General features: G+C 46.7%; 11 protein-coding genes. 2 read left to right on the top strand and 9 right to left on the bottom strand.

Features of this window, described 5'->3' with window-relative positions; genetic code table 11:
* Positions 1–93: 93 nt before the first annotated feature.
* From J2W69_RS09685 to J2W69_RS09655, 7 genes are all read right to left on the bottom strand, one after another.
* Positions 94–1,425: a glycoside-pentoside-hexuronide (GPH):cation symporter gene (locus J2W69_RS09685; protein ID WP_310277390.1), complete on the bottom strand. Its 1,332-nt coding sequence runs from the start codon at positions 1,423–1,425 to the stop codon at positions 94–96.
* A 50-nt stretch (positions 1,426–1,475) separates the two neighbouring features.
* Entirely contained in the window at positions 1,476–2,804 is a 1,329-nt protein-coding gene (locus J2W69_RS09680; protein WP_310277387.1) for a GH1 family beta-glucosidase, read from the bottom strand.
* A gap of 142 nt (positions 2,805–2,946) precedes the next feature.
* A complete protein-coding gene (locus tag J2W69_RS09675; RefSeq protein ID WP_310277383.1) occupies positions 2,947–3,708 on the bottom strand; it encodes a DUF6445 family protein in 762 nt (253 codons plus the stop codon).
* Positions 3,668–5,161: a tryptophan halogenase family protein gene (locus tag J2W69_RS09670; RefSeq protein ID WP_310277379.1), complete on the bottom strand. Its 1,494-nt coding sequence runs from the start codon at positions 5,159–5,161 to the stop codon at positions 3,668–3,670. Before J2W69_RS09670 ends, J2W69_RS09675 begins: the two co-directional genes overlap by 41 nt.
* A gap of 46 nt (positions 5,162–5,207) precedes the next feature.
* Positions 5,208–6,236, bottom strand: coding sequence for a cupin-like domain-containing protein (locus tag J2W69_RS09665; RefSeq protein ID WP_310277376.1), 1,029 nt, complete (start codon positions 6,234–6,236; stop codon positions 5,208–5,210).
* A 6-nt stretch (positions 6,237–6,242) separates the two neighbouring features.
* Entirely contained in the window at positions 6,243–6,968 is a 726-nt protein-coding gene (locus tag J2W69_RS09660; protein WP_310277372.1) for a SapC family protein, read from the bottom strand.
* Positions 6,969–7,154: 186 nt separating this feature from the next.
* Positions 7,155–10,121 (bottom strand): TonB-dependent receptor, encoded by a 2,967-nt coding sequence (locus tag J2W69_RS09655; RefSeq protein ID WP_310277368.1) that lies wholly within the window; start codon positions 10,119–10,121, stop codon positions 7,155–7,157.
* A gap of 520 nt (positions 10,122–10,641) precedes the next feature.
* Here J2W69_RS09655 and J2W69_RS09650 point away from each other — a divergent pair.
* Both J2W69_RS09650 and J2W69_RS09645 read left to right on the top strand, forming a co-directional pair.
* Entirely contained in the window at positions 10,642–13,188 is a 2,547-nt protein-coding gene (locus tag J2W69_RS09650) for a glycoside hydrolase family 3 protein (RefSeq protein WP_310277365.1), read from the top strand.
* Positions 13,189–13,214: 26 nt separating this feature from the next.
* Positions 13,215–14,435, top strand: a complete 1,221-nt coding sequence (locus tag J2W69_RS09645) for a sugar MFS transporter (protein ID WP_310277360.1) — start codon at positions 13,215–13,217, stop codon at positions 14,433–14,435.
* 66 nt (positions 14,436–14,501) lie between these two features.
* Here J2W69_RS09645 and J2W69_RS09640 read toward each other — a convergent pair whose 3' ends face one another.
* Both J2W69_RS09640 and J2W69_RS09635 read right to left on the bottom strand, forming a co-directional pair.
* Positions 14,502–17,588 (bottom strand): efflux RND transporter permease subunit, encoded by a 3,087-nt coding sequence (locus tag J2W69_RS09640; RefSeq protein ID WP_310277357.1) that lies wholly within the window; start codon positions 17,586–17,588, stop codon positions 14,502–14,504.
* Positions 17,585–20,686 (bottom strand): multidrug efflux RND transporter permease subunit, encoded by a 3,102-nt coding sequence (locus J2W69_RS09635; protein WP_310277354.1) that lies wholly within the window; start codon positions 20,684–20,686, stop codon positions 17,585–17,587. Before J2W69_RS09635 ends, J2W69_RS09640 begins: the two co-directional genes overlap by 4 nt.
* Position 20,687: the final 1 nt, after the last annotated feature.

The raw sequence follows: 20,687 nt of genomic DNA, 5'->3' as shown, positions 1-20,687 counted from the left end.
GCTGTCACTTCTTGTTAAGTCTAAGAAAATCGGGAACTGCAGAGTAATTCAGTAAAAACTGAATTGCTCTGCTGTCCGTCATATTATCAGCTTTTATTCTGCAGCTCTCTTCAATTCCAGGGTGATTTCATCAACTTTTTGCGTGTTTAGCTTATAAGCACTCATCACAAAAGCCACAATCAAAGAACCTATGGCGGGATACAAACTAAAAGCCAGCAATAAACCTGCTTTGGTTTCTTCAGTTTGGCTGACATCCGCCTGATAACCCATACCAGCCAGTAACCAGCCACCTAAAGCACCACCAACTGCTATACCTAATTTGATGAAGAAAATGATCGATGAATACACCATACCTGTAGTACGGATCCCAGTGCGCCACTGGCCGTAATCTACTGCATCGGCCATTTTTGCCCATAACAACGGAGTGCCGGTATTAAACACCAGATTCCACAACACATATAAAGCGATGGCCAGAGTGACATTATCTGCTGCAACAAAATAACTGCTGGCACAAAGCATAGCAGCCAAAATTTGAATGCCTATATAAAGCTTCACTTTACAGTACCGCTTTGCCAGAGGCTGAGCAATAATGCAGCCCACCATACTGCCAAGCATACCTAAAGTGATAAACAAGGTGATACTGTCCGGCAGCTCCAGATAATACTTCACATAATAAATCGCCAGTGTAGTTCGAAGTACATAACCGCTCATCAGACATAAAGCCACCAGTGCCAATACCCGCCACTGATCGTTTTTCCACAGCTGGCGGAAGTTGTCCACATAGCTGCGGCTAAAGCTTTCTTTGGGTGGGTTAATACGCTCTCTAGTGCCATAAAAACAGGCGAGGAACATCAATACGCCAAGCACGCTCATCGCCATAATGGTCAGCTGATAACCTTTGGCCCTGTCGCCCTGACCAAAAAACTCGACCAGAGGCAAAGTTAAAGCGGTCACCATCAGGCCACCCAGCATGGCAAACACAAAACGGTAAGATTGCACCGACACCCGCTCTTTTGGATCCGCTGTTAATACTGCACCCAAAGCACAATAAGGAATATTAATGGCGGTATAAACCAGCATCAGCAAGGTATAAGTGACAAAGGCATAAATCATTTTGCCTTCTTCACCGAAGTCCGGCGTGGTAAATGCCAATACGCTGATCAAACCAAAAGGCAAGGCAAACCAGAGTAGATAAGGCCGGAATTTACCGTACTTGCTTTCAGTACGATCGGCAAGAGCGCCCATCAGTGGATCTGTGACTGCGTCTAAAATGCGCACCACCAGAAACATGGTGCCGACAAAGGCCGGCGATATGCCATAAATATCGGTATAAAAAAACGTCAGAAATAACATGACGGTCTGGAACACTATATTGCTTGCCGTATCTCCGAGGCCATAAGCAATTTTTTCCTTTACACTAACCATGTCAGGCGCATCCTATAAATTGTTGATTTGAAATTATTATTTTTTATTGGTTAACGATTACTGATCAATTCTTTGTAAGCCAGACCGCTGTTTTTCACAGTTCTTTGCTGGCTGTCGTAATCGACATACACAATACCAAAACGCTTTAAGTAGCCTTCGGCCCACTCAAAGTTATCCATTAAACTCCAGGCAAAATAGCCCTGAATATCCACACCTTGCTCAACCGCCTGATGCACTGCATTTAAATGCAACTGATAGTAGGACAAGCGCAGCTGATCATCGACTTCGCCATGCTGAAGCTGATCGGCCGTCGCAGCGCCGTTTTCAGTAATGTAAACCGGAGGCAATTGGTATTTTTGATGCAAAGACACTAACAGATCAGTAAAGGCCTGTGGATAAATTTCCCAGCCAATATCTGTTTTAGGCGCATCGGTCATATCCACTTCGATAAAATCCCGGCCTTCTGTGGCTTTATACACAGTGCGGGTGTAGAAGTTGACACCAAGGAAATCCAGTGGCGCTTTGATAATATCAAAATCACCAGCTTCAATTTTTGGTTTGTCCTCTTCCGCCAATAATGCAAAAGAGTCCGGGTAAGCGCCATCAAACACAGGTTTGATATACCACTGATTAAAGTAGTCGTCGGCAAGCTGCGCCGCTCTTTTATCTGCAACACTGTCGGTCAGTGGATAAGCCGGAGTGAAGTTCAGCACTACACCATTTAAGCTGTTTGGGCTATTTTTCTGCAGCACCTGCATAGCCAAGCCGTGCGCCAACAATAAATGGTGTGCCGACTGCCGGCCATAAGCTTTTTTAGTGAGTCCTGGCGCATGAATACCAGCTTCATAACCTAAATAAGAGCTGCAAAACGGCTCATTTAGAGTCGCATAAGAATAGACTCTGTCGCCAAAGGCCTGACTGATTTTGTCAGCATAATCCTGAAACAAATAGGCGGTGTTGCGGTTCAGCCAGCCGCCTTGATCTTCAATATGCTGAGGCAAATCCCAGTGATACAAGGTGACAAAAGACTTAATATTTTTTGCCTTTAATTCATCCAGAATATTGATGTAAAAATCTACACCTTGCTGATTCAGGCTGCCGTCTTTATTCATCACTCTGGCCCAGGCGATAGAAAAACGATAAGCATCTACGCCCAGGGAACTGATCAGTGCTATATCGTCACGCCATAAGTTGTAGTGATCACAGGCCAAAGCGCCGTTTGAGCCATCTTTCACTTTGCCCGGTGTGGCGCAAAACCTATCCCAGATACAAGGCAAGCGCTGTTCTATGCCACCTTCAATCTGAAAGGAGGAGGTGGCAACGCCATAAGTAAATTCTTTATTCAGCAGTCTCGAGCCTTTCGGCAATTCATAATTCATCGTTATCTTCTTTTCATCTTTAAAAATTAGGGGGTAAAAGTGGCTTGTTCACTACTGACCCAAGCATGTAATCGCTTCCATTTTTAGTGTTGTGCTGAGCATACTTAAATCCTTGTTTGTTGTTGTTCAGGGCTGTTTGGGGTTATACAAAATCAATAAACATATTGGCGGTTAAACGACCAGTGACAGGCGAGCCATCTATGTCTGTTGTTTTGTCCACCAGTGAAGAATGCAGCAAATTGCCGGGGTAAATAATCAGCCTGTTGGCCTGGTAAGGGATCTGGTGGTACAGCTCATAATGCTCATTGCTTTGCACCTGATAACGCTGGGGTGGAGCCCCCTGCTCGTCAATAAACTTTTGAGCAGACTGGAAATACTCTGATCGTCTTTGGTCTGTCACCCGTTCAAAACCTGTGGGCTTATGCCGGAAAAAACCTGTGTTGCCATGAGAACTGTCATTGAGATAATGCAGAAGTGCAAAATAATAAGGGGCGCTGGTATCAAAATGTGGCATGCATTGCAGCGGATGCAGGCTGTTTTCTGCCTGAGTGATCAGCGCGTAAAACAGCATCTGTGGTTTTAATCTGAGTGTTTCCGGCACCTGATACACTTCATAAATCAGCTGATACAACGCATTTAAGCTGGCAGCCACATAGTCTTTGGGCAAAACAGCACGCTGACCTGGATAATAACTCTGGTTTTCCCGCATAAAATTGCTCTGCAATGCATACCGGCGCAGAGCTGACAAATCCACAGCAAAGTTATCAATCATAATTAATGGCGTTTTTTCCAGCCCGAGATAAATAATTTCGGGCCGGATGGCGTCATTCACCTGATAATTCAGCGCTTCCATCATATCCTGCTCAGACCAAAGACGACTTGCAATAATGCTGAATAAACTCATGATGAGTTGGATATTGACTCACGGTGCGTTTCACATTGTGTTTAATGCTCATCAGGAAATCATTCAGCTCAGAATCCGGCATTAAATCCACTATAGGATGATACTGCTGCGGCATTAAGCCCTGACCAATCAGCACCTGTAACCAGGAGCTTTCGCCAAATAATTCCTGTGCAAACTTATAAACTTTGCCGGACTGTTTAAACAGTTCCATACGATGAGACAGCGTTTCTGGGATATCCATATCTTTGCAGTAACGCCAGAACTTAGTATCAGTACGCTCCGTGGCTTTGTAATGCAGAATGATAAAGTCGCGGATATTGTCCATCTCAATTTTAGTCTGACGATTAAACTCAGCGACCTCTGCAGCCAGAATGCCGTTGGATGGGAACGCCTGCAGCAGGCGAATAATGCTGCGCTGAATTAAATGAATACTGGTCGATTCCAAAGGCTCCAGAAAACCACTGGATAAACCTATAGCCACACAGTTTTTGTTCCAGTGCTGACGACGGGTACCGGTTTTAAATTTAATCAGCCGTGGCTCAAACAGCATTTCACCTTCGACGTTATCGATCAGTCTTTGTTTGGCTTCTGCATCTGTCATAAATTTGCTGCAAAACACCAGGCCATTGCCAACCCGGCTTTGCAGTGGAATTTTCCATTGCCAGCCAGCATCACGGGCTATAGCGCGAGTGTAAGCTACAGGTTCCTGTGTAGTTTTGGTTTGCACCGCATAAGCACTGTCGCAAGGTAACCAGTGGCTCCAGTCTTCAAAGCCGGTATTCAGCGTTTGCTCTATTAATAAAGCTCGGAAGCCTGTGCAATCGATAAAGAGATCACCTTCAATCAGCTCGCCGGATTCGAGTAACAAAGCGCTGATACTGCCGTCCATATGCTGCTGCACTTCGCTAATTTTGCCTTCAATACGTTTAATGCCGTGCTGCTCAGCTAAACGGCGCAAAAACTTAGCGTATAGAGAGGCATCCATATGATAAGCGTGATTCAGATCCTGATTCGGCGTCACGGCAAAACGGCCCTGACGAGCGCCTAAATGCTCGACGCAATAATCACCAATTTCACTGGCTATGCCTTTTTGTTTGCCTTTGACCCAAAAATGCTGAAAACCACAGGCCCAGCAGTCTTTGCCTAAAAAACCGAAGGAGTGAATATAGTTTTCACCTTGCGTTTTCCAGTTTTCAAACTGAATACCCAGTTTAAAAGTGGCGTTGGTGGCGGCCATCACTTCAGATTCTTTGATATTCAGTAAGCGGTGGAAGATATGCATAGTTGGAATAGTGGCTTCACCTACACCTACAGTGCCAATGTCGTCCGATTCCACCAGCACCACTTCAAGATTTTTACCCAGCAATTTGGTCAGGCCAGCCGCTGTCATCCAGCCTGCAGTACCGCCCCCTGCTATCACCACTTTTTTAATTCTGTTTTGTTTGTTGTTCATTAAGGGTCACCCTGTTGTATGGCGTTGTTGTTTTTATGGTGAATGATCAACGCTTTAGTTTGTTCTGTAAGTCAGCTCTGATCTGACGCGCATTCAGTTCATCCAGCGGTTTAGTCAGCATCTTTAACGCCTCTGGCTGAATATGCTGCTGGGATACCTCATCGTGCTCAAAAATGTAGTAATCAAAAATAGCTTTCCAGGCCTGACGTTGCGCCTTAGGTAAACTACGCAAACTCAATACCGCCATAGACAAAGCATTATTTGGCCGGCCTAAATAGGCTGGGGTGTCACGCCACCAGTGACTGATCAGCACATTAAAGGCATCCAGCGCTTCCACATGGTGCCACCACATACTGGGAATAAATAACAGATCACCAGGTTCAAGATGGGCTACCTGCGCATGCTGCAAAGCTTCGGCAAATTGAGGAAAACGCTCAAAGTCAGGCGCTGCAAAATCCACCATACTGACATCCTGGCCGCCTGGAGCAAACTCCATAGGGCCTGGATACAAATTGACGATTTGCTCCGGCGGGAACAAGGTAAAAGTACGATGTCCTACCGCATTACAAGCCAGATTTTGCGGAAAGTCATAATGAGCAGCTATTCTGGATTGATTACCTAACCAGACGCTGGTTAACGGGGTGATGCCATCCAAAGCCAGACTGTTTTGCGCTGCTAAACCCGGAAACCACTGGTTGATTTCAGTAGAGCCCATGTAATAAGTAGGCACTTCTTGTTGACCATTCAAAGCAAACAAACGCTCAACCAGCTGATTAAAATCAATTTTGCCGCCCTGATAATTAAAGCCATCTTGTTTGGCGTTATAAAATACCCGGCCTTGCTGATCGGGCTCGATATAACAGGCACTGACAGGATTTCCCTGATAAAACTGCCGGATATAGTCGGCAGCTGCAGAGGCTGAAACCAAACCAGCCTGAACTAAAGGCCATTCTTTGCATAAGCCTTTAAACACCAGGGGTTGGCTGGTGTTGGTGATCAAAGCCCAAACATCAGCTAAGTCGCATCCTTCCAGCGTTTTTACTTCTGCTAATGGCTTATTGATCAACTGGCTCATCAGGTTTTACTCAAACTGCTTATTTTTTAACTGCAGCAAATGACGAATATTGGCCTGTGAAGCTATCGCCATATAAATCGCCTGCAAATAACCTTTTTGATGCAGTTGCGCCAAAGTCTCTGGCGATAAAGCGGCAAGGTTTTCTTCATGAATAGTATAAAAACCTGCCAACTGCTGTTTTTGGCCATTACTGAAGGTTAAATCCAAAGTAAAAGATTCCAGCAACTGATGTTCAAGCAGCAGGTCAATAAAAGCTTTGCTGTCGAGCATGCCAAAATGAATGGTTTCCAGCATGTCGGCGACTTGATCCAGATAAGGGCTGTTGCCACCAAAAGGCAAAAATAAGCTTTCGCCTTCAGTGCTGCTGACTCGCGGATTGTCTAAGTCGATATGGATCACTCGCTGAGCGGTTTCAATACCGTCTTCACGCACCATTTGCTGACCAATTAAAAACGGCTGACGTCTGAGCATCAGCGGCACATAACAACCACGCCAGTTATCCTGCTGTAAAAACAGATTTTCCTGATCCTGAAAGCCAAAAAGGGTCACGGCAAAAAACTGATTACTTTGGCTGTCTTTGTGAAAAAAAATCGGGTAGTGGGCCTGGGCCGTACGAAATTCCTGAGGAAAAGTGACAGCAAACCAGACTGCATCACCGTATTCAGCGCCTCTGGCCGTAACCACCTTCAGGTCTTTGTGTTCAACACTGTTCAGTAAAACATTGTTACTCATACTGTATCCCGGTCTGTTATTTGTATTTTTAGTTATAGTTTGTTTGAAGCATGCGATCTGGCATCAAGGCCGTTGTCTATTCTTTATTCATAGTTAAAGTGCAGGTTTCATCAAGATATAGCATCTTCAACCAAGGTAGAAGATGCTCGACTAGAGTGGGCCATATCCTTATGGCCCAGGTTCAGCTTAGAAGCTGTAGCGGGCACCAATGCTGTAACGGGCACCGGATTCAACCAGGCTTAATACCTGCTCTTTGGCCCGGCCATGCACACGAATATGTTCATCCGTAATGTTCAGAGCTTCAACAAAAATAGTTAAGCCTTCCACTTGAGGTAAGTCATAGCTGACTGACATATCAATTTGGTGATAAGCCTCAGTGTATTTTGGATGAGCCCCTGTATCATGGCCTTTGGAGTTCAGGAACTGATCACGCCAGTTATAGGCGATACGAGCCTGGAAACCATCCATTTCATAAAACAGAATAGCATTGGCTGTGTCACTTAAACCAATCAGAGCAGGCTGATCCTGTAGCAGGAAGTTGTTATAGCTGGTTTCGCTATCCACCATGGTGTAGTTGGCAATAACACCAAAACCTGTTTCGCCAAAGGCATGCTGAACTGCAAATTCCCAACCATCTATGACTTCAGAGTCTGTGCCATTAGATGGAGTATCAATTTTAAAGAGCAAAATTTCATCTTCACCCGCCACACCATCAATAGTGCGGTTAGCCACATTTACGCCTGGTGCATTAGGGTAATTGGCAAAAATCCAGTTACGGATAGCGCTGGCATCATTGCCTACAGCGGCAACAGCTTCATCATATTTTTTACCATCTACCGGATTTGGAATACTGTAGATAGAAGATTCAACAATAGAGTTACTGATAAAGTTACTGGTGTCTTTACGGAAGTAGCCTAAAGAGACGTAACTGGCTGGTGCGTAGTACCATTCCGCAGATAAGTCGATATTTTTTGACTCTAACGGCAACAAGCTGGGGTTACCTGTTCTACCACCACCACCGGCACGGTTCGCAATAGTATCTACCACTGTACCGCCCTGAATGGCAATATAGTCCGGACGACCTATAGTTTCGCTGTAGGCGGCACGCAACATCACATCGTCAACCACTTCGATATTGAAATTCAGGCTGGGTAAAATGTAATCGTAATCACCTGTTTGCGTCTGAAATTCACGCTGCCCACTGGCTTGCAACACCACTTCAGTATCGGCAACCCAACGTGCACCATTGTAGGCCGCTACAGCTGAAGTAGAGGTGACGTCTGTTTGTTCATAACGTACGCCCACATGAACGTCATACGGCATGCCTGAGATTTCATTTTCGTAGTTGTACTGCACATAAGCAGAACGAGATTTTTCTTTGGTGTAACGGTTCACATCACTGTTGTAATCGGTAGATGGGCAGAAGTTGGTACCACAATCACCAGCGCCAACAAAACCAGCTGGGGTATAAAGCTGTTCAGCACGGGCACGCACTGTGTTGAAATCCCAGAAGAAAATAGTGTCCAGAACTTCAAAGTTACGATCCGGCATTAAGGAAAAATCACCTTTGCCAGCGTTAAATTTGTCATGAATAGTACCGGCAGGGAAATAAGAATCATCAAAATCGCCAGCCTGACCTACACCACCCCAGTCATTCCGTTGCACGTTGACTGATTTTGAGTGGTTGTCGACATCTGTAATAGCAATACCAAAGTCAATGCTGCCGGCGTTTTCAAACACATACTCGCCATCGAACTGGTACTGATCAATTTCAGACTTGTTGGTCGAATTACCAAATACGCTGCCTGTCACTATCATATCGGAAGGGCGAACTGCATTGCCGCCTTCGACCGCTAATAGCGGCATTTCACCGGTAAAGTCTGTCGCAGCACTTTGACGGATAAAAGCGGCTGTACTTAAGGTATTGTTTGAACCTAAAACATGGTTTGGTTTGAATTCAGCATCGGATTGGTGAGCATCAAAACTCAGTTTTAACTTGTCAGTAGCTTGCCATTCCAGATTCAAACCCAAAGAACCACTTTGATTACGTACGCCATAATCACCGGCTCCCATAGACAAATCGGCAAAGCTATTACCATAGTCTTCTGAATAAATCAGCGGTGAAGATACAGGGCCATCAGTCCAGACACTTTGTGAAGGTACATAGGTATACCAGGCAGACACATCATTGTATTGAGTGTCGATGTCGTTACGCATGTAGGTATAGTCTAAGGATGCAGTCAGAGTGTCAGTAGGAGCATATTGCAGCACCAACTGGCCGTTAGTGCGGGCTCGTTGCTGTTCTTCAAATTTGTAAATGGTGGTTTGTGGTACAGAATACACATCATTAGCGCCTGGACGGTTCACCTGATTGTCATTTGGGATACTGCCCCACTGACCTGAAGTGATATCGACAGAACCGGGGAAACTGCGCCAGCCTGTACCTACGTTGGCTTGCTGAGTGCCACTTTCACGCTCCTGATAACTGGCAGAAACTAAAACACCAAATTTATCATCATTAAAAGTGGTTGAATAAAGCCCGGCGATCTCCGGAGTGGCAGAACCTTCTTCCGAAGAACGATCCTCTACAACTGCAGCACTGAATACAGCTTTGTCGCCGCCGGCATTTAAAGGTTTTAAGGTTTGAACATCAATAACTGAGCCGATACCACCTGTTGGGTTGGCAGCAAAACTGGTTTTGTTTACTTCAACACCGCTGATGGTGTCAGCAGAAATATTAGCGAAATCAAAAGAACGTGAACCTGTAGTCACAGGCATTTGACGGCCGTTCAGCGTCACTAAGTTGAAGTCCGGACCAAAACCACGGACAGACACTTTACTGCCTTCACCGTTGACACGGTCAATGGAGACACCACTGATACGCTGCAGAGATTCTGCCAGGTTGGTATCAGGGAATTTACCTATATCTTCGGCGGAAATCGCATCCACAATACCTGTAGATGAACGCTTGGTATCCATGGATTTAATCAGACTACCGCGAATACCTGTGACGCTGATCACTTCAATTTTTTCTTCAGCTTTGGCGTTTTGCTCCTGTGCGTCATCTGCAAAAGCAGGCATAACAACGCCTACTCCGAGCACTAATGACAGACTGGTGGCGAGTCTGGTCTTTTTGAATGTTTTGGATTTCATCTTAGTTCCCTGTCGACTGTTTTTTGGCTTTTTACTTTTATAAGAAAATTATTGTGACGCCGGACAGATAGCTGAACTACTCCCCAAAGCTAACTGTAAGCGCTTTCACAAACTTAGGTGATTTTTTTTAACTCGTCAATACAGAAAAACTAATTCTTACATTTTGGTTAAAAAACAGTTGGCAATACTGACTTTATAAGCTAAAAATGAAACCGCTTACAATTTCATTCTGATTCAGCAGATCAAGGTGTTGTGTTGTCTTTTGCTGAAATAATGCGATGTAAACTTAAAACAATAATAAGCAAATCAAAGATTTGCATTCCGGAGCTATTAATAAGCCCGGAGGACACGGGGACAGAACACCAAGCACCCATCAGGGCTTTTGTATGCTTTTGCTGATACAAAAACGCTGATTTGCCTGCCAGCCCCGCCGATCAAAACTCTGCTGACCTCTTGCAACTATCCGACTTTCCATCGGAAGCGGACACCAAGGCAGACAGAGCTCAACAGGATAATAATTATGTTTCGACAAACCCCAATGGCGTTGTTGTGCAGTGCTGCCCTTATTACCACTTTGTCTGGTTGCGGCCAACAGAACACCAGCACTGAAACAGCTGCAGAAGTTAAAACAACAAGGGCCGAAAGCCTGGCTCTGTGGCCTGAATTAAAAAGCCCTTTAGCCAACAGCGACACAGAAAAAGCAGTACAGCAACTGCTGGCCACTATGACCATAGAGCAAAAAGTAGCTCAATTGATCCAACCCGATATCCGCTGGATGACAGTGGAAGATATGCGTCAGTATGGGTTTGGTTCTTTTTTAAATGGCGGTGGTTCTTATCCTAACGACAATAAAAATTCCACAGCCAAAGATTGGCTGGCTTTAGCTCAGGCTTATTACGATGCAGGAGTAGATGCAAGCAAAGATGGCAGTCCTATTCCACCGATCTGGGGCACAGACGCAGTGCATGGTCACAACAATGTGGTTGGCGCCACTGTCTTTCCACACAATATAGGTTTAGGTGCGGCTAACAATGCACAATTAGTCGAAGCCATAGGCAGAACCACAGCTGTTGAAGTGGCAGCTACTGGCATCAACTGGATATTTGCCCCCACAGTAGCAGTAGCCCGGGATGACCGCTGGGGCCGCAGTTATGAAAGTTATTCTGAAGACCCTACTATTGTGAAAGAACTGGGCGCAGCCTTGGTGAAAGGGATCCAAGGTAATATCGGCTCTGACTTTATGCAAAGCGGCCGTTTAATAGCTACAGCCAAACATTATTTGGGCGATGGTGGCACCGAAAACGGCAAAGACCAGGGTAACAATCTGGATAACGAAGCCGATTTAGTCCGCTTACATGCTCAGGGTTATATCAGCAGCCTGAATGCAGGCGTACAAACCGTGATGGCAACTTTTAACAGCTGGCATGGCGAAAAAATACATGGCAGTCACTACCTGCTTACTACTGTTTTAAAAGAACGTATGGGCTTTGATGGCTTAGTGGTAGGAGACTGGAACGGTCATGGCCAAATACCGGGTTGCACCAACACTAATTGCGCCGCAGCCATTAATGCAGGTGTAGATATTTTAATGGCGCCGGAAGACTGGAAACTGCTGTATCAAAATACTCTGGCTCAAGCCAAAGCGGGTGAAATCTCAGCAGCACGGTTAGACGATGCGGTCCGTCGTATTTTAAGAGTTAAAATCCGTGCAGGTTTATTTGAACGCGGCAATCCGGCTCAGTCTGAATTGGCGGGCAAAACAGAGCTGATCGGCCATGAGGATCATCAGGCCCTTGCAGCTCAGGCTGTGCGTGAATCTTTAGTGCTGCTGAAAAACAATGATCAATTGCTGCCTTTAGCTCCGAAGCAAAAAGTGCTGGTGACAGGTGACGGTGCTGACAACATTGGTAAACAAAGTGGCGGCTGGACTTTAACCTGGCAAGGCACTGGCAACACCAATGCCGACTTCCCGAATGGCCGTTCCATTTATTCAGGCATACAACAGCAGGTTGAAGCAGCCCAGGGCTCTGTTGAATTGAGTGTCGATGGCAGTTATCAGCAAAAACCCGATGTCGCCATTGTAGTCATAGGTGAAAACCCATACGCCGAATTTGATGGCGATATCAGCACTTTGGATTATCAGGCTGGCAAAAACACTGATCTGAACCTGCTGAAAAAACTCAAAGCGGATGGCATTCCTGTGGTCACTGTATTTTTAACAGGCCGGCCTTTATGGGTGAACCCTGAACTGAACCAGTCAGACGCTTTTGTTGCGGCCTGGTTACCTGGTACTGCAGGTCAGGCTGTGGCTGAGCTGTTATTTAAAACCGCGGCCGGTGAAGTACAACATGATTTTAAAGGCAAACTGCCATTCTCCTGGCCAAAAACGGCGGATCAATCACCGCTAAATCAAGGTGATAGCAACTACGATCCGCTTTTTGCCTTTGGTTATGGCCTGACCTACCAGGACAACACCACTATCGCCAATAACTTATCCGAACAAATCAACAGTGCAACCAGCACCAGCAACGAAAGCTTAAGTTTATTTGAACGCCGTCCGGCTTCAGGTTACAGCATGTTGCTGCAGGATGAACAAGGTCTGGTGACTGTCACAGGCAATAAAGCTAAAAGTGCCGACCAAAGCCTGAACTTAGCTGCAGTGAACTGGCAGAAACAGGAAGATGCCTTATTGCTCGACTGGGCAGCCAATTCTAAAGCCAGGCTGATATTGCAAGCCGCAGTACCGCTGAATGCCAGTGGGTATGGCCAACTGGTTGTGGATATGAAATGGAATACAACGCCAACAGCAGCTGTGACTTTAGCTTTGTCTTGTGGTTCAGGCTGTGGTGGTTCTTTGGATTTAGCTGAACTTATCAGCAACAGAGCCGCAGGCCAGTGGCACAAAATAGTGATTGATTTAAATTGCTTTGCCGTCAAAGGCGCCGCTCTGAATCATTTGCAGCAACCTTTTGTGTTGCACAGCGAAGCCGCTTATCAGCTAAGCATTTCCAATATTCGACTGACCCCAACCACCGCAACGGCCGATTTAAGTTGCCCTGCAACTTAATACTTTAATAACAGGAACTGAATATAATGCAATCCATTCAATCGACCGAAGCTCAGAACAGCACTACAGCAGTCAGTAGCTGGGCCTTACCTGCTCTCACCTTTTTGTTTTTTATCTGGGGTTTTATTACCTGTCTGAATGACATTTTAATTCCACATTTAAAAGCAGTCTTCGATCTGACCTACACTCAGGCCATGCTGATCCAGTTCTGCTTTTTTAGTGCTTATTTTGTGGTGTCTTTACCAGCAGGAGCCCTGATCAACAAACTGGGTTATCAAAAAGGCATAGTGGCAGGTTTAGCTATAGCAGGTTTTGGCACTCTGAATTTTATTCCGGCGGCCAGCTTTCACAGCTACCCCTGGTTTTTAGCAGCACTTTTTGTATTGGCATCAGGTATCACCATTTTGCAAGTGGCCGCCAACCCTTATGTCACAGTTCTGGGCAGCGCCAAAACTGCCTCCAGCCGCCTGACGATGACCCAGGCTTTTAACTCGCTGGGCACCACAGTAGCACCTTTAGCAGGTGCTGCTTTGATCCTTAGCCAGCTCGACAGCACTGAAGGCGCTGATGCGGTGCAACTGCCTTATTTGATACTGACAGTAGCTTTATTTGCAGTGGCTTTTATCTTTTCACGTCTGAAATTGCCGGCAGTTGAAAACACCACAGCAGCAGAAAAAATCTCTATTAAAGACCTGCTGCCATATTCCCATTTATGGCTGGGTGCTTTAGGCATTTTTATGTACGTAGGCGCTGAGGTGGCTATAGGCTCTGTAATGGTCAACTTTATTGCCTTGCCTGAAATCACAGGACTGGCAGAAGCAGAAGCGGCTCATTATGTAGCCTGGTATTGGGGTGGAGCTATGGTGGGCCGTTTTGTTGGCGCCTTACTGATGCAACGTATTAATGCAGGTTTATTACTGGCTGTTCACGCTGCTGCCGCTATTGTGTTGCTGGTGCTGGTGATTACAGGTCAGGGTCAACTGGCTTTATTGGCTCTGCTGACTATAGGTATCGCCAACTCTATTATGTTCCCGACCATTTTTAGTCTGGCATTACAAGGTTTGGGCAAATACACAGGTCAGGGCGCAGGTTTATTGTGTCTCGCTATAGTAGGCGGCGCTTTAGTGCCTGTAGCTCAGGGCATGTTAGCCGACTCATTTGGTCTGGCTTTGTCTTTTATCTTGCCGGTATTTTGTTACATCTATATTTGCTACTTCGGTTTACGCAGTCGCAAAGTAACCAGTTAAGGGCTAGCCGGGGCAAGGCAGTTGTTTTCCCGGTTTGGCCTTGTCCACTTTATGCCTCAGGCTGAGTTAAACCTCAGCCTTTTTTTCGTTGCTATGCTCAGGCATCAACAGATCTTCTGCAGTTTTCCTACGTAATTTACTTAATGCCAGATACACAGCTGGTGTGCTGTAGAGCGTCAGCAACTGACTGACCAGCAAACCACCTACTATGGTAATACCCAAAGGCTGGCGTAACTCTGAGCCTTCGCCCATACCAAAGAGCAAAGGTACTGCGCCTAATAAGGCAGCGAAGTTGGTCATTAAAATAGGACGCAAACGTTGTGCTGCGGCCAAAGCAACCGCCTCTTTGGCTGATAAGCCGAGATCGCGTTCAGCATGTAAGGCAAAATCGACCAGCAAAATGGCGTTTTTCATCACTATGCCGATCAGCAAAAACAGTCCCAGCAAAGCGATCAGGTTAAAGTCGGTATTACTGACATACAGTGCCAGCAGAGCGCCTACACCAGCACAAGGTAAGGTAGATAAAATGGTTATGGGCTGAATAGTACTTTCATACAACACACCCAGCAGCAAATAGACAGTTAAAATCACACCAATAATCAACCAAAGCTGATCGCCGGTTTTAAACATAGCGTTACGCTGATCTTCACCGTTTATGGTATGAATACCGGTGGGCACCATAGCCATAGCCAGCACCCGATCAATGGCAGCCGAGGCCTGTTGCAAGGTCACGCCGGGGGCCAGGCCATAACCTATGCCCACAGAGGCAAACTGACCATCACGGCGAATACGATCATTAGCCAGGCTGTACTGATAACTGGCAATACTGGACAAAGGTATCCTGTTGCCATCAGCAGTGACCAGTTGCAGTTGTTTTAATACTTCTGGTTGGGCTGTATAGCCCGGCGTCAATTCCATCACTACCCGATATTGATTCATTTCATCATACAAAGTAGCGACCTGACGCTGTGAAAAGGAGTTATTCAGCAAGGTGGCAATAGTACGCATATCCACACCTAAACGCTGCGCCGCTTCCCTGTCTATGGTCAGCGAAATTTGCTGCGCATCTTCACCACTGGGTGTGTCTACATCCACCAGCTCCGGCAGTTCCTGCATTTTTTCTGCAACTTGCTTGCTCCATTTACGCAGCAATTGCAGATCACCCGACAACATCATCAGCTCGTAATCACTGCGGCCAAAAGGTGAAGACAAACGAATATCCTGATCCACATTTAAAAACAGCATGCCTCCAGGCACTTTAGGTGCTGTGGCTCTGATCCGGTCGACCACTTGCTGCGCAGAAACTTTACGTTCAGCTAAAGGTTTTAATCGCACCCGCATCCAACTGTTGCTGATACCTGTATCACCACCGCTGGAGCCTGTTACGTCGGCTATGGCCGGGTCTTTTAAAATATGCTGACGAAAGGCCTCAATTTTGGGCTGCATAATCTGAAACGAAAAACCATCATCACCACGGACAAAACCATTCAGTTGCCCAGTATCCTGATTGGGTAATAAACCTGTAGGAACCTGCTTATACAACCAGGCATTGGCCGCAAACAGCAGCACTAAAGCAGCCAGAACCCAGCGGTAATGACTTAAACTCCAATTCACACTGTTGTGGTACTTCTGCTGAAATCTATGAAAAGCTCCGGCTTCAGCTTCACCAGGCTTTTTAGCTTTGAGCAGCAACGCCGACAGGCTTGGGGTCAGAGTTAAAGACACCACCAGACTAATAGTCATAGCAGCAGCCAGGGTGATAGAGAATTCGCGGAATAAACGCTCGACCAAACCGCCCATAAATAAAATCGACAGGAAAATCACCACTAAAGCCAGGTTCATTGCCAGCAAAGTAAAACCAACCTCCGAGGCTCCTTGCCGCGCGGCAGCCAAAGGCGTTAAACCACCTTCTATATGGCGTTTAATGTTTTCGACCACCACTATGGCGTCGTCTACCACTAAACCTGTGGCAACTATAAGTGCCATCACCGATAAATTATTCAGTGAAAAATCACAAAGATACATCACGGTAAATGAGCCAACTAAAGACACAGGAATAGCCAGGCTTGGGATCAAAGCACTGCGCAGGCTGCCTAAAAAGGCCCAAACCACCAGCACCACCAGCACCACAGCGATCAATAAACTGATTTGAGCTTCAGTTAAGGTGGCGCGGATCACCGGGCTGCGGTCCATCACCACAGCTAAATCAGCGTCTGCTGGTATCAAGGCACGCAGCAAGGGCATTTGCTGATAAATGGCATCTATGGTTTCCACAATATTGGCACCGGTACGGCGGCTGACTAACAAAATCACGGCGTTTTTATCGTTATGAAAACCAGCGCTGTAGCGGTTTTCAGTAGAATCTGTCACCAAAGCCACATCCGATAAACGGATAGGGGCCCCCTTGACATACTTCACCACCAAGGACTGATAATCTGAGGCTTGACGTAGGGTTTGACTGGTGGCAAGTTGCCAGCGCTGATCGTTGCTTTCCAATACGCCCAGAGGCACAGATGCATTAGCACCACTGATGGCAGCGCGCACTTCATCTAAGGCCACACCATAGTGAGTCAACATGCCGGGATTCAGCTGCACCCGCACTGCTGGCAACGAAGCGCCTGTCACTTCCACTTCACCTACGCCATTAATAGCGGCCAGTTTTTGCGCCAATACAGTAGAAGCGGCATCGTATAAAGCACTGGATGCGAGGTGCTCAGAACTCAACGCCAGCGCCATCACAGGAGCCTGTGACGGGTTAAATTTACGGTAACTGGGATTACGTGGCATACCGGATGGCAACTGGCTGCGGGCCGCATTAATAGCAGCCTGCACTTCACGCGCAGCTTCGTCCACATTTCGGTCCAAATCAAATTCCAGCCGAATTTGCGTAGACCCCTGACTACTGCGGGAACTAATGCGGTTAATACCAGCAATGCTACCTAAAGCCCGCTCCAGTGGAGTCGCTACAGTAGCAGCCATACTCTCGGGGCTGGCACCGGGCAAACTGGCGGTAACCACTATCATAGGGAAGTCGACTGCAGGCAAAGGGGATACCGGCAATAAACGCCAGCACAACATGCCGAGCAACAAAATAGCAGTGGCAATTAAGCCACTGGCGACAGGACGCTGAATAAAAGGCAAAGCTAAATTCATAGCGTTTTAGCCTCAGTTTCAGACAATACCTCTTCGCTCCCTTCTTTAGAACTTTCCTTGTGACTAAAGTGGCGATCAAACCATAAATACACCACAGGTGTGGTAAAGAGTGTCAGCACCTGACTGACCAATAAACCACCGACCATCACCAAACCTAAAGGCTGGCGTAATTCAGCACCTGAACCACTGGCCAACAGCAATGGCACTGCGCCAAATAACGCGGCAAGCGTGGTCATTAAAATAGGCCGGAAGCGCATTAAAGCAGCCTGATATATAGCATCTTGTGGTGACAAGCCCTCATTGCGCTGCGCATCCAGGGCAAAGTCGACCATCATAATGCCGTTTTTCTTCACTAAACCTATCAGCAGCACTATGCCAATCACCGCTATTAAATCCAGCGGCTGATCAGCAATTAACAGCGCCAATAAAGCGCCCACAGTGGCTGAAGGTAAAGTCGACAATATGGTGACCGGATGAATTAAGCTTTCATACAAAATGCCCAGCACTATGTACATGGTGACCACAGCAGCCAGCACCAGCCAGAGTGTATTGCTTAACGAAGCCCGGAATGCTTCAGCAGCGCCCTGAAAGGTTAGTTCCACTTCGGCAGGCATTTGTAATTGTTGCTGCACTTCTTCAATAGCAGCCACAGCCTCGCCCAAGGAATAACCTTCTGCCAGATTAAAAGACAAAGTGACTGACGGGAACTGGCCCTGATGGTTAATCAGTAACTTAGCTGGCCGTTGTGTCACTTTGGCCACAGCGGATAAAGGCACAGGAGTACCAGAGCCTGAGCTGATATAGAGTTTATTCAGCGCATCAACACCGTTAATTTGATCCGGGTCTACTTCGAGAATGACCCGGTACTGATTGGCCTGGGTAAATAAGGTTGTCACCTGACGCTGGCTATAAGCACTTTGCAGCACAGTGCTGATTTGCGACACATTAATACCTAAACGAGCTGCGGCAGTGCGGTCTATGTCGATATAAGCCTGCAAACCCTGTTGCTGTAAATCATGCGCCACTTCAGATAATTCAGCTCGTTGTTGCAAGGCATCAACTAAATCCGGTAACCACTGATTCAGCACTTCCTGATCCGGTGTGGTTAAGCTGAACTGATATTGAGTGCGACTGACGCGGTCTTCAATACTCAATTCCTGTACTGGCTGGAACCAGCCTTTAATACCAGGCACAGCCAGCACTTGTTGCTCCAGTTGACGGATCACGTCCATTGCCGACAACTCACGTTCGCCATGTTGTTTCAGGTTAATCTGAATGCGGCCGTTATTAATACTGGTATTGCTGCCATCTACACCAATAAAAGATGACAAACTGCTGACGTCCGGATGCTGCAGAATATTTTCTGCCAACTCCTGCTGACGTGATGCCATTGCCTGAAAGGAAATATCCTGTGGTGCTTCAGTCACGACCTGGATCACACCACTGTCCTGCACAGGGAAAAAGCCTTTAGGCACAGCCAGATACAACAAGGCTGTTAAGGCCACAGTCGCCAGCATGCTGAACATAGCTAAGGTTTGATGGCGTAACACCCACTGCAAACCCCGGCCATAAGAAGCAATAATACGGTCCATCAAGCCATCTTTATTTTTATGTTCTGGCAGGGTTTTTAATAAACGCGCACACAACATTGGCGTGAGCGTTAAAGAAACCACCAGCGAAATTAAAATAGCCACAGCCAAAGTGACGGCAAATTCAAAAAACAACCGGCCTACCACATCTGCCATAAAGAGCAGAGGGATCAATACTGCGATCAGCGAAAAAGTCAGTGAAATCAGCGTAAAACCAATTTCTTTGGCACCTTTCAGTGCAGCTTCCATAGGAGAAGCGCCCTGTTCACGGTGCCGCGCCACGTTTTCCAGCATCACTATGGCGTCATCCACCACAAAACCTGTGGCTATGGTCAGCGCCATTAAGGTCAGGTTGTTGACCGAAAAATCTAATAACACCATCACAGCAAAAGTACCGATCAGCGACAAAGGCACCGCCAGACTGGGGATAATAGTGGCGGGAATGCTACGTAAAAAGGCAAAAGTCACCAGTACCACCAGCACTATGGCAAAAACTAATTCTTTTTGCACATCACGCACTGAAGCACGAATACTGTGAGTACGGTCTGTTAATATTTCTACTTTGACTGCGGCAGGCATAGTGGCGGTGAGCGCAGGCAATAATTCCCGCACCCTGTCCGCTACATCAATCACGTTAGCACCGGGTTGGCGCTGAATATTGACCAGTACAGCAGCTTGCTGATTGGCCCAGGCGGCAAGAAAGCGGTCTTCAGCACCATTTTCAATCTTAGCTACGTCTTTTAAGCGGATAGGCGCGCCTTCACGATAGGCAATAATCAGCTCTTTGTATTCCTCTGTACTGCGGATTTGATCATTGGCTTCAAGCATAGTGGAGCGAAAAGCACCATCAAAACTGCCTTTTGGCTGATTGGTATTAGCCGCAGCTATAGCAGTACGCAGACTTTCCACACTTAAATCCAGACTGGCCAAAGCTGCAGGATTTGCCTTCACCCGAATAGCCGGGCGCTGACCACCAGCCAGACTCACCATACCCACACCTGTCAACTGAGCTAACTTTTGTGCCATACGGGTGTCGACTAAATCGTAAACCGCAGGCAAAGGCAAAGTATCGGAGCTGACGGCTAAGGTCAGAATAGGTGCATCGGCCGGATTCACTTTGCGATAGACAGGAGGCGTAGGTAAGTCATTGGGTAATAACGAAGAAGCCGTATTAATAGCAGCCTGCACTTCCTGCTCAGCCACGCCCATATCCACCACCAGGGCAAACTGCAAGGTAATGACCGAAGCACCAGCCGAGCTATTGGACGACATTTGTTTTAAGCCGGGAATTTGGCCTAAACGCCGCTCCAAAGGCGCTGTAACAGTGCGCGCCATAATGTCAGGGCTGGCACCGGGGTTAAAACTAAACACCTGAATAATTGGGTAATCCACCTGCGGCAATGCAGCCACAGGCAATAAACGCCAACTTAAAATACCTGCTATTAAAATAGCCAGCATCAATAATGACGTGGCAACAGGGCGTAATATAAAGGGCTTGGACAGGTTCATC

The sequence above is a fragment of the Rheinheimera soli genome, from assembly GCF_031457405.1.
Taxonomy (GTDB): Bacteria; Pseudomonadota; Gammaproteobacteria; order Enterobacterales; family Alteromonadaceae; genus Pararheinheimera; species Pararheinheimera soli_A.
This window is presented reverse-complemented; position numbering and strand designations above follow the sequence as displayed.